The following is a 13,646-nucleotide window of genomic DNA, read 5'->3' as shown; positions in this document are numbered from 1 at the left end:
GCTCCTCAGCCGCCGGAGGCCCCCGGGTCGGGGGAAACCGTTCCTCCTGAGGACGGTGCCGGGGTCGCCGGGTCCGTCGGAGCCGGCGTGGGCGTCGGGGTCGGGGTGGGGTCCGGCGCCGGGGGGGTCGGCGTGGGCGTCGGGGTCGGAGTCGGGTCCGGCGCCGGGGGCGTCGGCGTGGGGTCGGGGGCGGGCGGGGTCGGCTCGGTGGTGGGCGCCGGGCGGCCGCGGCCCTGGATGGAGATCACCGCCCCGCCGGGGTCGACGCCGACCCGGGCCGTCCAGGCGCCGACGGGCTGGGCCGCGGTGTCGACGGTGATCCGGAGGGTGACCGATTCTCCGGGCGCGAGGGTGCCCGCCGTCTGGCTCGCCCGCAGCCAGGGCGCGTCCGACCAGAGCCGCCAGTCGACCGGGCTGCCGCCGGAGGCGGTGAGGGTGAGCAGGGTGGTGGCGCCGCGGGTGGCGGCGGCGACCGTGAGGCGGCCGGGCGCGCCGGGGCCGCCGGCCTCGGGGGTGGCGGGGGCGCCGGCGCTGATGACCTCGACGGAGACGTCGGGGGTTTCGCTGCCGGGGGCGAAGCCGGGCTCGCCGGTGGTGTGGGCGGTGTTCCCGGTGTTCTCGTACCCGGTGAGGGGGCGGCCGGCGGCGTACGGGGGCGGGATCTGCGATTCGCTGGCCGAGATGCGGGTGCCGTCTCCCCCGACGGGTTCGGCGGTGGAGGGCGCGCCCCGGTACGCGGCCCACAGCGCGAGTACGGGTGCCGCGACGACGGTGGCCACGACGGTGGTGGTCACCGCCCGGGCCCGGAACCGGTCGCGGCGGGCGGCGCGGTCCTTGGGGTCCATGGGGAAGCCGGTGCGGTCGAAGCGGGGGCCGGGGCGGCCGCCGCGGCGCCGGCCGGAGCGCAGCATCGCGGCGTGGACGGCGGTGCGGGGGGCGGGGACGAGGGGCAGGGCGGCGTTGATGCCGCCGGAGCCGGGCCAGGGCGCGCCGGCGCCGACGCGTTCGGCGACGCGTCGGCAGCGCGGGCAGTCGTCGACGTGGCGGACGAGCTCGGCGCGCAGGGGTGCGGACAGCAGCACCTGGCCGGGGCCGTCGCCGTCGTCGTCGCCGGTGATGCGGGAGACGGACGGGCAGTTGGCGGTCTCGACGACGGCGAGGGCGGCGCGGGTGCGTTCGACCTCGCAGGCGGCGCCGGAGAGCAGGTCCCGGGCGGTGGTGGGGGCGGTGCCGAGGACGGCGGCGAGTTCGGTGACGCCGAGGCGGTGGCGGACGGCGAGTTCGAGGGCCTCGCGCTGCTCGGGGGTGGTGCCGGCGGCTTCGGGCCAGGCGAGCCGGGCGAGCTCGGTCCGGCGGTACGCGCTCACGTCGAGCGGGCGGTGTGCCCGGGGCGCATGCTCGGGGTCGGTGTGCTCCGGCGTGCGCTGGTCCGGTGTGCGCTGGTCCGGTGTGCGTCGTGCGGAATGCGCGCCCTGGCGTACGCGCCGCCGCTCGGCCAGCCGGCGCAGGCAGGCCCAGCGGGCCAGGGCGTACAGCCAGGCCCGCCGGTCGCCCTCGTCCGGACATCGGCCGGGGTGCCGTTCGGCCACGGCGAGGACGTCGCCGAGCACGTCGGCGGCGGCGTCGTGGTCGCAGAGGACGGAGAGGCAGTAGGTGAAGAGCCCGTCGAGGTAGGGCTCGTGCCGGAAGGGCGGGGGCGCCTGGGGCTCCGGGGCCTCCGCGACCTCCGTGCGAAGGGTTCCGCCGGCTCCGTCACCGCCCCCCGCACCGGCCTCGGCTCCTACCTCAAAGGACGCATCACCGGCAACAGGTGTCACCCCCGCCTCACCCGTTCCGCCTGCCGGATCCGTCCGGTCCGCTCGGGGCGTGCCCCCGTGCGCCCGGTGTGCGCCGGTGCGCGATACGGGGTCTCCCTGGTCGCTGCTCTTCACTCGGCGAACCGTAGGCGGCGCGCCGGTGACCCTCCGGAAGCCTTCCGGGCTTTTAGCCCTTAAGGGTGAACAGATCGCCACTCCGCTGACAGCGGCCCTGACGCCGGCCCGCGCCCGTTGTCGGCGGCGACGGCTACCGTGGGCGGCATGGCTGCCCGTACCTCCCGCTCGTCCGCCAAGGACCGCCCGTCCTACCGCTGCTCCGAATGCGGCTGGACCACCGCGAAATGGCTCGGCCGGTGCCCCGAGTGCCAGGCCTGGGGAACCATCGAGGAGATGGGCGCGCCCGCCGTGCGCACCACCGCGGCCGGCCGCGTCTCGTCCGCCGCGCTGCCGATCGCCCAGGTCGACGGCAAGACCGCGACCGCCCGCAGCACCGGCGTGGACGAGCTGGACCGGGTCCTCGGCGGCGGCCTCGTCCCGGGCGCGGTGGTGCTGCTGGCCGGCGAGCCGGGCGTCGGCAAGTCGACGCTGCTGCTGGACGTCGCCGCGAAGGCGGCCACCGGCGACCACCGCACCCTCTACGTCACCGGCGAGGAGTCCGCGAGCCAGGTGCGGCTGCGGGCCGACCGGATCAACGCCCTCAACGACCACCTCTACCTCGCCGCCGAGACCGACCTGTCCGCCGTACTGGGCCACCTCGACCAGGTCAACCCCTCGCTGCTGGTCCTGGACTCCGTCCAGACCATCGCCTCCCCCGAGATCGACGGCGCACCCGGCGGCATGGCCCAGGTCCGCGAGGTCGCCGGGGCGCTGATCCGCGCCTCGAAGGAGCGGGGCATGGCCACCCTCCTCGTCGGCCACGTCACCAAGGACGGCGCCATCGCCGGCCCCCGCCTGCTGGAGCACCTCGTGGACGTGGTGCTCAGCTTCGAGGGCGACCGGCACGCGCGGCTGCGCCTGGTGCGCGGCGTGAAGAACCGTTACGGGGCCACGGACGAGGTCGGCTGCTTCGAGCTGCACGACGAGGGCATCACCGGGCTCGCCGACCCCAGCGGGCTGTTCCTGACCCGCCGGGCCGAGGCGGTGCCGGGCACCTGCCTGACCGTGACCCTGGAGGGCAAGCGCCCGCTGGTCGCCGAGGTGCAGGCGCTCACCGTCGACTCGCAGATCCCCTCCCCGCGCCGCACCACCTCGGGCCTGGAGACCTCGCGCGTCTCGATGATGCTGGCGGTGCTGGAGCAGCGCGGGCGGATCACCGCACTGGGCAAGCGGGACATCTACAGCGCGACCGTGGGCGGGGTGAAGCTGACCGAGCCGGCCGCCGACCTGGCGATCGCGCTGGCCCTGGCCTCGGCGGCGAGTGACGTGCCGCTGCCGAAGAACCTGGTCGCCATCGGGGAGGTCGGCCTCGCCGGGGAGGTGCGGCGGGTGACCGGTGTGCAGCGGCGCCTGGCCGAGGCGCACCGGCTCGGCTTCACGCACGCGCTGGTCCCGGCGGATCCGGGGAAGGTACCGGCGGGCATGAAGGTGACCGAGGTGGCGGACGTCGGGGACGCGCTGCGGGTGCTGCCGCGCGGGCGCTCGCGTACGCCGTCCAGGGAGCGGGCGGCGGCGGAGTAGGGCGGAGCGGACCCGCACGAGCCGGCCCGCCAGGCGGAACGCTCCCCTCCGCCGACGGGGCCGAACGGCAGGTCAGCGGGCCGACACGAGCCGGACGCGGACCGGACCCGCCACCCGGCTGGGGTCCCCCGACGGGTGGGCCGCAAGGCCCGTACGGGGCCTCGTGGCGGCGGTACGGGCCAAGCCCCGGCGGGCGCACAGCGTGCGCCGGTAGACTTTGTGCTGGTCCGCCCGGCCGTACGCGGCGGCGCAACCCGCGACCGGAGGAGTGCAGTGGCAGCCAAGGACGGGGCAGCAGCATCCGGGAAGTCCGGCGCGAGCTCCAAGCACGAGGCGTTGATGCGCGCTTCGCTCAGCGCGGTCGCGCCTGGTCAGCCCCTGCGCGACGGGCTGGAGCGGATCGTCCGCGGCAACACGGGCGGCCTGATCGTCCTCGGCATGGACAAGGCCGTCGAGGCGATGTGCACCGGCGGCTTCGTGCTGGACGTGGAGTTCACCGCGACCCGGCTGCGCGAGCTGTGCAAGCTCGACGGGGCGCTCATCCTCGACAAGGACATCACCAAGATCCTGCGCGCCGGCGTACAGCTGGTGCCCGACGCGTCGATCCCCACGGAGGAGACGGGCACCCGTCACCGCACGGCGGACCGCGTCTCCAAGCAGTGCGGCTTCCCGGTCGTGTCGGTGTCCCAGTCGATGCGGCTCATCGCCCTGTACGTGGACGGCGAACGGCGCGTCCTGGAGGAATCCGGGGCGATCCTGTCCCGGGCCAACCAGGCGCTGGCGACGCTGGAGCGGTACAAGCTGCGCCTGGACGAGGTCGCGGGCACGCTGTCGGCACTGGAGATCGAGGACCTCGTCACCGTCCGCGACGTGACCGCCGTCGCGCAGCGGCTGGAAATGGTTCGCCGGATCGCGACGGAAATCGCCGAGTACGTGGTCGAACTGGGCACGGACGGGCGACTGCTCTCGCTCCAGCTGGACGAGCTGACGGTCGGCATCGAGCAGGAGCGGGAGCTGGTCATCCGGGACTACGTTCCGGAACCGACGGCGAAGCGTTCCCGCACGGTGGAGGAGGCGCTCCCGGCGCTGGACGCCCTGTCGCATCCGGAACTGCTGGAGCTGGCGATCGTCGCGAAGGCACTCGGGTACACGGGCTCCCCGGAGACCCTGGACTCGGCGGTGTCGCCCCGCGGGTACCGGCTGCTGGCGAAGGTGCCGAGGCTGCCGGGGGCGATCATCGAGCGGCTCGTGGAGCACTTCGGCGGGCTGCAGAAGCTGCTGGCGGCGTCGGTGGACGACCTCCAGACCGTCGACGGCGTCGGCGAGGCCCGTGCGCGCAGCGTCCGCGAGGGGCTGTCCCGCCTGGCGGAGTCCTCGATCCTGGAGCGGTACGTCTAGCCGCTCCCCTGCGGGGTGCGGGTGGTGTGCCGCTGCGCGGAGCCTGCCCCTCCCCACCCTTCGCCCGTTCCCCAGGGCTGCACCCCGGACCCCCTCCTGGGGGCTCCGCCCCCAGACCCCCGCGCCTCAAACGCCGGCGAGGCTGATTTCAGCCTCGCCGGCGTTTGAGGCGCGGGTCCGGGCAGCGCCCGGGGAACGGTGGAAGGGCGGGTAGGGGACCCGTTCCGCGCAGCGGCAACGCACCCGCAGACGACCAACCGGCACCGGCCACCCGAACCGGCCCCGCCCGGCAGGCCGCCGGACGGAGTCCGGCGCAGTGGCGCGAAGCCGGGGAGGCCGCCCGCGGCCGCACCGCGCAAGCGGCGCGTCAAGAAATCAGTCCTGCTTCAGGACGAAGGACGTGCGGGCCACCGGGAGCCCCGGAGCCTTGACCTCGACCACGTACGTGTCGGGCGCCGGGTTCCCCTGCGGAGGGTTCTGGCACTGGTCCGCCGCACTCGGCTTCCGGTCCCACTCCACCGACTGCTTCGCCTCACCCTGCGCCGGCAGCCGGAAGAACGCGTTGGCCGCGCCCGTCGGGCAGTCGGCGGAGGACCAGACGGCCTTGGCGCCCGTCGTCTGGAAGATGGTCACGACCGCCTGCCTCGGGCCCAGCCCGAACTTGCAGGTGCTGCCGGACGTGTTGCGGACGAGCAGTTCGAGGCGGGGCTTCTCGTTCGTCTCGTACTCGTTCTTCACGCTCTTCACCTCCCACTGCAGCGCGCTCGCCGGGCACGTCGGCAGCGGGGAGTCCGCCGGGACCTGGGCCTGGGAGGAGCCGCCGGAGGCGGACGAACCGCCGCTCGCACCGGAGTTGGCCCCGGTGCCGCCCGCGTCGCCGTTCTTGGCCGGGCCGGTGGCTCCCGCACCCCCGCCCGACTCCGCGCGGCCGCCGGGGGCCTGACTGATCGCCGGGCCGCTGCCGGAGGGGCCGGGGGTGATGGTGCGCACGGGTCCGGAGCCGTCGCCGCCGCCCTTGCCGTTCGTACTCGTCTTGCCGGCACCGGAACTGACGAACCATACGGCGAGCAGCGCGACGAGCGCGGCGACGGACGCCAGCACGGCCCTCCGCCGCCAGTAAATGGAGGAGGGGAGCGGCCCGACCGGATTGCGCAGAGATCCCACGCACCGAACCTTACGAGAACTCGTGCCGCGTTCAGCGCCCCACATGCCGCACATCCGGCAGGTTTTGCCGATGATCATCCTGCGGGACTACCCGGGAACGCCCATATCAGGCCAGGGGGCTGACACGGCCGCGACGGGGCGCCGAGTACGGTCGGTGACCATGGACAGCTCCGACCTCTATCGCGACATCACCGACTTCGCCCACACCACGCCCCATTGGGTGCAGAAGGTGGTCGAGGTCTGGACCGAGTACGGCCTCCTCGTGTTCGGCCTGCTCTACATATCCGTCTGGTGGCGTGCGCGCGGGAAACAGGGCGGGGAGCCCCGGGCCCTCGCCCTGTCCGTGCTCGCGCCGCTGGTGACCGCGCTCGTGTACGTCGCGTCCGAGATGGTGAAGTCCACCGTCGACGAGGAGCGGCCCTGCCGGGCGGTGGCCGGGGCGGCCGCCTCCCTGATCCCCTGTCCGCCCTACGGCGACTGGTCCTTCCCCAGCAACCACTCCGCCATCGCCGGCGCCGCCGCCGTCGCCCTGGCGCTGGCCGTGCCCCGCCTGGCGTGGCTGACGGTGCCGATGGGCGTGCTGATGGCCTTCTCCCGCGTCTTCGTCGGGGTGCACTACCCCCACGACGTCGGCATGGGCCTGCTGCTGGGCGCCTCGCTGGCCGTCCTCGCCGTGGCGGCGCTGACCGGTCCGATGATCAGGCTCATCACCGCCGTACAGGGGAGCGGCAACCGCTTGGCCGTCTGGTTCACCGGTCCGGGCCCCGCGCGCCGGCCCTGAAACGTGCCAGGATGCCGTTGCCATGACTGCATCCCCCTCGCACACCTCCGCGTCCCCCGCACCCCCGACCTCCGCGCTGCACGCCCCCGTCATCGCGTGGTTCGACGAGCACGCCCGCGACCTCCCCTGGCGCCGCCCCGAGGCGGGCCCCTGGGGGGTGATGGTCAGCGAGTTCATGCTCCAGCAGACCCCCGTCAGCCGGGTGCTGCCGGTGTACGAGCAGTGGCTCGCCCGGTGGCCCCGGCCCGCCGACCTGGCCGCCGAGGCGCCGGGCGAGGCCGTACGGGCCTGGGGGCGGCTGGGCTACCCGCGGCGGGCGCTGCGCCTGCACGGCGCGGCCTCGGCGATAACGGAACGGCACGGCGGCGACGTGCCCCGGGACCACGCCCAGCTGCTCGCGCTGCCCGGGATCGGCGAGTACACGGCCGCCGCGGTGGCCTCCTTCGCGTACGGGCAGCGGCACGCGGTGCTCGACACCAACGTGCGCCGGGTCTTCGCGCGCGCCGCGACCGGGATCGAGTACCCGCCGAACGCCACCACCGCCGCCGAACGCCGGCTGGCCCGGGAGCTGCTGCCCGGGGACGAGCCGACGGCGGCCCGCTGGGCGGCGGCCTCCATGGAGCTCGGCGCGCTGGTGTGCACCGCGAAGAGCCCGGACTGCGTCCGCTGCCCGGTGGCGGGGCTGTGCGCGTGGCGGCTGGCGGGGAAGCCCCCGCACGACGGGCCGCCGCGGCGCGGTCAGACGTACGCCGGGACCGACCGCCAGGTGCGCGGCAAGCTGCTGGCGGTGCTCCGGGAGGCGGTGGGCGCGGTTCCGCAGGCGGTGCTGGACACGGTGTGGGACGAGCCGGTCCAGCGGGCCCGCGCGCTGGACGGGCTGGTGTCGGACGGGCTGGTGGAGCCCCTCGCGCACGGGATGTACCGGCTGCCGCAGAGCTGACGCGCGGCCGGCGGGCCCCCGGCTCCGCGTCCCTCGGAATTCACTCGAAGTTGACTCGATGATTCCGTTTGGGGCCGGGAAACCGCAGCTCACGGGCACTGTTACACAACCTACGGGTGTCCGTGCGCCCACCGCAGGCTGACCCGCACAGTGCCGTGACAACCCCTCCGTAACTTCGGATCCGTAAGACAGCGGGTACGGGGAACGCAGTGGAGGCGGTCGGAATGGCGCACGGAGAGGTACTCGAGTTCGAGGAGTACGTACGCACTCGGCAGGACGCCCTGCTGCGCAGCGCACGGCGCCTGGTCCCGGACCCCACGGACGCCCAGGACCTGCTCCAGACCGCCCTCGTGCGCACCTACGGCCGCTGGGAGGGCATCGCCGACAAGTCCCTCGCCGACGCCTACCTGCGCCGCGTCATGATCAACACGCGGACCGAGTGGTGGCGGGCCCGCAAGCTCGACGAGGTCCCCACCGAACAGCTCCCGGACGCCTCCGTCGAGGACGGCTCCGACCAGCGCGCCGACCGCGCCCTGCTGATGGACATCCTCAAGGTGCTCGCGCCCAAGCAGCGCAGTGTCGTGGTGCTGCGACACTGGGAGCAGATGAGCACCGAGGAGACGGCCGCGGCGCTCGGTATGTCGGCGGGAACCGTGAAGAGCACACTGCACCGCGCCCTGGCCCGGCTCCGTCAGGAGCTGGAGAGCCGGGACCTGGACATGCGTGCCCTGGAACGCGGTGACCACACCATGCGCTACGAGGGGCGGGAGCGGTGCGCGGCCTGAACGGCCAAAGCCTGAGCGGCAAAAGCTCGCTGGTACTCATGTCGGCGGGGACCTCGGTCCTCGTCGGCACAGTGCTGTTCGCGGCCGGGTGCTCCGCCGGGGGCACCGGCCTGCGCGACGGCGGGCCCGCGCGCACCGACCCGGTCGCGCGCAGCAACCAGCCCACCGGCGGCCCCTCCAAAGCGCCCGCCCCCGGGCACTCCGCCGCCGCGTCCACCGGCAGCCCGGTCAAACGGGTCGACCCGGTGGCCCTGCTGAAGGCCGACCCCAAGGTCAGCGCCGAGATCAAACGGGACCTCAAGCCCTGCACGGGCAAGGAGTACCCGATCGACGTCAGCTACGGGAAGATCACCGGCAGCACCGTCGTCGACGTCGTCGTCAACGTCCTGTCCTGCGCCGACGCGCTCGGCCGGGGCTCCTACGTCTACCGGTCCGACGGCACCACGTACGAGAACGTCTTCGCGGACGAGCAGAAGCCTGTCTACGCGGAGATCGACCGCGGCGACCTCATCGTCAGCAAGCCCGTCTACGGGCACGACGCCGCGCCCTCCGAACCCTCCGGCGAGGACATCATCACGTACCGCTGGAACGGCGAGCGCTTCGCCGAACAGGACCGGGTGCACTCGGAGTACAGCAACGTGTACAACCCCGGGTTGCAGCCGGCCCCGGCCGTCACCCCCAAGAACGACTGACCGTACCGACGATGGAACCGGAGTGAGGCTGGGCATGGCCGAGACCCACGTGCTGTTCGTGGAGGACGACGACGTCATCCGCGAGGCCACGACCCTGGCGCTGGAACGCGACGGGTTCGTGGTCACCGCCATGCCCGACGGCCTGTCCGGCCTGGAGTCCTTCCGGGCCGACCGGCCCGACATCGCCCTGCTCGACGTGATGGTCCCCGGCATGGACGGCGTCAGCCTCTGCCGGCGCATCCGCGACGAGTCCACCGTCCCCGTCATCATGCTGTCGGCGCGCGCCGACAGCATCGACGTGGTCCTCGGCCTGGAGGCCGGCGCGGACGACTACGTCACCAAGCCCTTCGACGGCTCGGTCCTCGTCGCCCGCATCCGCGCCGTGCTGCGCCGCTTCGGCCACGCCGGCGGCCCGCAGAACGGCGCGAACGGCTCCTCCGACACCGACGGCTCCGGCGAACGCGGCGTCCTGTCCTTCGGCGACCTGGAGGTCGACACCGAGGGCATGGAGGTCCGCAAGGCCGGCGCCCCCGTCGCCCTGACCCCCACCGAGATGCGGCTGCTGCTGGAGTTCTCCTCCGCGCCCGGCACCGTCCTGTCCCGCGACCGGCTCCTGGAGCGGGTCTGGGACTACGACTGGGGCGGCGACACCCGCGTCGTGGACGTCCACGTCCAGCGGCTGCGCACCAAGATCGGACAGGACCGGATCGAGACGGTCCGAGGCTTCGGATACAAGCTCAAGGCATGAGTAGAACCGCATGAGGCGCATCACCCTCCGCACGGGGATCCGCTGGAAGATCACGCTCGCCATCGCCGCCGTCGGCGCGCTCACCGCGCTCGCCCTGAGCCTGGTGGTGCACAGCGCTGCCCGCGTGTCGATGATGGAGAGCGCCCGGGACCAGGAACTGGAGCGGGTCCAGTACATCGCCCGCACCCCCGACGCCGGGCGCAAGCCCATCTGGGGCGCCAAGATCAACGACCCCGAGCTCCCCGCCGAGCTGCGCGAGAAGGCCCGCTCCGGGCGGCGCGGCACCTACGTGCAGGAGTACCCGAAGCGGGCCCCCGAGGTGTGGGCGGCCGTGCCGCTCGGCAACGGGCAGGTGCTGTCCATGCACCACCAGTTCCGCGAGAGCGCCAACATGGTGCGCGACCTGGACCGGGCCCTGGTCGTCGGCTCCCTGGCCGTGGTGATCGGCGGCTCCGCCATGGGCGTCCTCATCGGCGGCCAGATCTCGCGCCGGCTCCGCGAGGCCGCGGCCGCCGCACAGCGGGTGGCGCACGGGGACCCCGAAGTACGCGTACGGGACGCCGTGGGCGGTGTCGTACGGGACGAGACCGACGACCTGGCCCGGGCCGTGGACGCCATGGCCGACGCCCTCCAGCAGCGGCTGGAGGCCGAGCGGCGGGTCACGGCGGACATCGCGCACGAACTCCGGACCCCCGTCACCGGCCTGCTCACGGCCGCGGAACTGCTGCCCCCGGGCCGGCCCACCGAGCTGGTGCGCGACCGGGCGCAGGCGATGCGGGCCCTGGTCGAGGACGTACTGGAAGTCGCCCGACTCGACGGCGCGTCCGAGCGGGCCGAACTCCAGGACGTGGCGCTCGGCGAGTTCGTGTCCCGGCGGGTGGCCTCGCTGATGCCGGACGCCTCGGTACGGGTCGTCGCCGACGAGATCGTCAGCACGGACCCGCGCCGGCTGGAGCGGATCCTCGGAAACCTGCTGGCCAACGCCATGCGGTACGGGCGGGCCCCGATCCAGGTCGACGTGGAGGGCCGGGTCGTCCGCGTCCGGGACCACGGACCGGGCTTCCCCGAGGCACTGCTGCGCGAGGGCCCGAGCCGCTTCCGGACCGGGTCCACGGACCGGGCCGGCGTCGGCCACGGACTCGGCCTGACCATCGCGGAGGGGCAGGCCCGGGTGCTCGGCGCCCGGCTGACGTTCCGCAACGTCGCCGCGCGCGGCGGAGCGGAGAACGAGGGCGCCGCCGCGGGCGCGGTGGCGGTGCTGTGGCTGCCGGAACACGCCCCGACGGCGACGGGAAGCTTCCCGATCATCCAGCTCCCGGGCTGACGGCCGTTCCCGGCGATGTTCTAGCATCCGTGCCATGACTGACGGTACGGATCGCCCGAACAGCCCCCAGCCCGGCCCCGCCCCGGGGAGCGGCGGCTACGGATTCCCGCCGCAGACCCCGAACCCCTACCAGCCGGGCCCCGCACAGGGGCAGCCGGCCGGCGGCGGCTTCGGCCCGCCCCCGGGCCCGCCCGAGGAAGCGTTTCCCCCCGCCGCCACCACGCCCCTCCCCTCCCCGTCCACACCGGACTGGCAGGCGATGGCCGACGCCACCGAGGTGCAGCAGCGCAAGCGGAAGCGGCTGACGATCGGCATCGGGGCGCTCGCGCTCGTCCTGGTGGCGGGCGGCGCGGGGTTCCTCGTCCTGAACGGCTCCGACGACGACCCGAAGGACCCTCCGGCGGTCGCCGCCTCGGACTCGCCGAGCGCCTCCGGCAGCCCCTCCGCCCAGTCCCCGGACGGCAAGACCCCCGAGGACGACTCCCCCACCGTGCCGGGCGAACCGAACCTGCTGCGCGACCGCAGCGGCAAGATGGGCATAGCCCTGGGGCCGGGCGCCTCACTCGGCGAACTGGCCAAGCGGACCGAGGTCCGCTTCAAGGGCACCGCGGACTCCTACGCGCAGGGCGCCGAACCCGCAGTGGACGTCACGAAGAGCTTCACCGTCTCCACCCGCGCCTACAACGTGGCCGAGTCCGGCTCGCGCATGGCGGTGAGCCAGGGCGACGGGGACTCGTACTCCTTCGAGCTGGGCTTCGAGGTCGTGAACGGCAAGAAGGCCTGGGTGTTCCGCGTGCAGACCGGCGACAAGGGCCAGGGGGCCACGGCGCAGCAGGTCGTCGCGGACAACGTGGACACCACGCGGCAGTGGACGCTGCTGACGGGGACCTACGACGCGGAGAAGAAGACCATCGCGCTGTGGGTGGACGACAAGCAGGCCGGCCAGGCACAGGTCTCCGGCATCTGGGCCGGTCCGGGCCCCCTCCAGCTGGGCCGGGCCCGCCACCACGGGATCTGGAGCGCCGCGTGGGACGGTCCGCTGGACCACATCCGGACCTTCAACCAGGCGCTGAACCAGGAACAGGTCACGGGCCTGAAGAACAACAAGATCGGGAAGGCCAAGCCCACCCACTCCTGGCTGATCTGACCGGGGTCAGGATCAGACGGTCACGCCGGCGTTGCGCAGGAAGGCCACCGGGTTGACGGCCGAGCCGTAGTTCGGGGTCGTACGGATCTCGAAGTGCAGGTGCGGGCCGCTGCTGTTGCCGGTGTTGCCGGACAGCGCGATCTGCTGGGCGGCGGAGACCTTCTGGCCGATCTTCACCTGGATCTTCGAGAGGTGCGCGTACTGGGAGTACGTGTTGTTCGCGTGCTTGATCACGATGGCGTTGCCGTACGCGGGACCGTCGCCGCCACCGTTCGGGCCGGCCTTCACGACGGTGCCGGCGCCGGCGGCCTTGACCTTGGTGCCGGTCGGGACGGCGAAGTCCTGGCCGGAGTGCTTGTGGGCCCACATGTTGCCGCCCTTGCCGAAGGTCGCGGACAGCGTGTAGCTGTCGACGGGCTTCGCCCACAGGGAGGTCTTCGCAGCCGCGGCCGCGGCCTTGGCCTGCGCCTCGGCCTGCGCCTGGACGGCGGCCACCTCGGCGGAGGCGGACAGGGTGCTGGGGGCCTCGTCTGCGAAGGCGGCGGTCGTCCCGGCCCCGAGAGCCAGCAGCGCACCGAGACCGGTGGCGGCGAGGGCGGTACGGGTACGACGGGTGCTGACGCGCTTCGCGGACATGTGGAGACCTCCGGGGCCGGGGACAAGGGCGTGTTCGGGCAAGAAAGATCCCGGCGCTGCGGACCGAACCGCCACTGCCGGGCTTGCCCCACCTTGGTAACCCGTGCCCCCGGGCTTCCCCAAACGTCCCTTTTACTACCCCGACTCGTAGCCGCCCGATGGATCTCCCCGCTCTTGACGGCACCCGTACTGGGCCGACACAGGGACAAAACAGGACACCAAAATCTACGAGAGCTCCTAGTAGGTCCGTTTTGCCCTGTGCGGCTTGTCACCGCCCCCAGGACGTTTGCCCCACCCCGAACAGGCCCAAGGCCTGGAACCGGGAGGGGGCGGGGGCAGTCGGGGGCGCGGCACGGGCGGGCCGGCGTCCGGGGGCGGTAGCCCCCGGACGGTCTCAGAGAGGGTTGGGGGCTTCCCGGCAGTCCATCGTCCTTCCGGTTCGCACCGGTCCCTCAAGGGCGCTCCTTCGTCGCGTCGCTACGCGATGGCCTTCGGCCACCCTTGACCGACCGGCACGAACCGGAAAGCCGAAAGACT

At 73.7% G+C, this 13,646-nt stretch carries 12 protein-coding genes; 9 read left to right on the top strand and 3 right to left on the bottom strand.

Features of this window, described 5'->3' with window-relative positions; all coding sequences use genetic code 11:
• Positions 1–5 precede the first annotated feature (5 nt).
• Entirely contained in the window at positions 6–1,817 is a 1,812-nt protein-coding gene (locus tag ACIPW5_RS31935) for a hypothetical protein (RefSeq protein WP_401252436.1), read from the bottom strand.
• 261 nt (positions 1,818–2,078) lie between these two features.
• Here ACIPW5_RS31935 and radA point away from each other — a divergent pair, with 261 nt between their 5' ends.
• Complete coding sequence (radA, locus tag ACIPW5_RS31930; RefSeq protein WP_401252433.1) at positions 2,079–3,494, top strand: DNA repair protein RadA; 1,416 nt, start codon at positions 2,079–2,081, stop codon at positions 3,492–3,494.
• Between the two features lie 273 nt (positions 3,495–3,767).
• Positions 3,768–4,892: a DNA integrity scanning diadenylate cyclase DisA gene (disA, locus tag ACIPW5_RS31925; RefSeq protein ID WP_401252430.1), complete on the top strand. Its 1,125-nt coding sequence runs from the start codon at positions 3,768–3,770 to the stop codon at positions 4,890–4,892.
• Between the two features lie 375 nt (positions 4,893–5,267).
• On the opposite strand, the gene ACIPW5_RS31920 is transcribed toward disA, so the two are convergent.
• Entirely contained in the window at positions 5,268–6,056 is a 789-nt protein-coding gene (locus ACIPW5_RS31920) for a hypothetical protein (RefSeq protein ID WP_401252427.1), read from the bottom strand.
• 160 nt (positions 6,057–6,216) lie between these two features.
• Here ACIPW5_RS31920 and ACIPW5_RS31915 point away from each other — a divergent pair, with 160 nt between their 5' ends.
• From ACIPW5_RS31915 to ACIPW5_RS31885, 7 genes are all read left to right on the top strand, one after another.
• Positions 6,217–6,837: a phosphatase PAP2 family protein gene (locus tag ACIPW5_RS31915; protein WP_401252425.1), complete on the top strand. Its 621-nt coding sequence runs from the start codon at positions 6,217–6,219 to the stop codon at positions 6,835–6,837.
• Positions 6,838–6,859: 22 nt separating this feature from the next.
• Complete coding sequence (locus ACIPW5_RS31910) at positions 6,860–7,777, top strand: A/G-specific adenine glycosylase (RefSeq protein WP_401252422.1); 918 nt, start codon at positions 6,860–6,862, stop codon at positions 7,775–7,777.
• A gap of 224 nt (positions 7,778–8,001) precedes the next feature.
• Entirely contained in the window at positions 8,002–8,562 is a 561-nt protein-coding gene (locus tag ACIPW5_RS31905; protein ID WP_401252419.1) for a SigE family RNA polymerase sigma factor, read from the top strand.
• A 38-nt stretch (positions 8,563–8,600) separates the two neighbouring features.
• Entirely contained in the window at positions 8,601–9,254 is a 654-nt protein-coding gene (locus ACIPW5_RS31900; RefSeq protein WP_401252416.1) for a hypothetical protein, read from the top strand.
• 34 nt (positions 9,255–9,288) lie between these two features.
• Positions 9,289–10,002 carry a two-component system response regulator CseB gene (gene cseB / locus ACIPW5_RS31895; RefSeq protein ID WP_401252413.1) on the top strand — a complete coding sequence of 238 codons (714 nt, stop codon included), beginning with the start codon at positions 9,289–9,291 and terminating at the stop codon, positions 10,000–10,002.
• Positions 10,003–10,012: 10 nt separating this feature from the next.
• A complete protein-coding gene (gene cseC, locus ACIPW5_RS31890) occupies positions 10,013–11,326 on the top strand; it encodes a two-component system sensor histidine kinase CseC (protein WP_401252410.1) in 1,314 nt (437 codons plus the stop codon).
• 34 nt (positions 11,327–11,360) lie between these two features.
• Complete coding sequence (locus ACIPW5_RS31885) at positions 11,361–12,473, top strand: LamG-like jellyroll fold domain-containing protein (protein ID WP_401252407.1); 1,113 nt, start codon at positions 11,361–11,363, stop codon at positions 12,471–12,473.
• Between the two features lie 12 nt (positions 12,474–12,485).
• On the opposite strand, the gene ACIPW5_RS31880 is transcribed toward ACIPW5_RS31885, so the two are convergent.
• Positions 12,486–13,109 (bottom strand): M23 family metallopeptidase, encoded by a 624-nt coding sequence (locus tag ACIPW5_RS31880; RefSeq protein WP_401252404.1) that lies wholly within the window; start codon positions 13,107–13,109, stop codon positions 12,486–12,488.
• Between the last annotated feature and the right edge of the window lie 537 nt (positions 13,110–13,646).

It is taken from the genome of Streptomyces sp. NPDC090077, from assembly GCF_044747545.1.
GTDB lineage: Bacteria > Actinomycetota > Actinomycetes > Streptomycetales > Streptomycetaceae > Streptomyces.
Note: the sequence above shows the minus strand (reverse complement) of the source record. Positions and strands in the feature narration are given on the sequence as shown.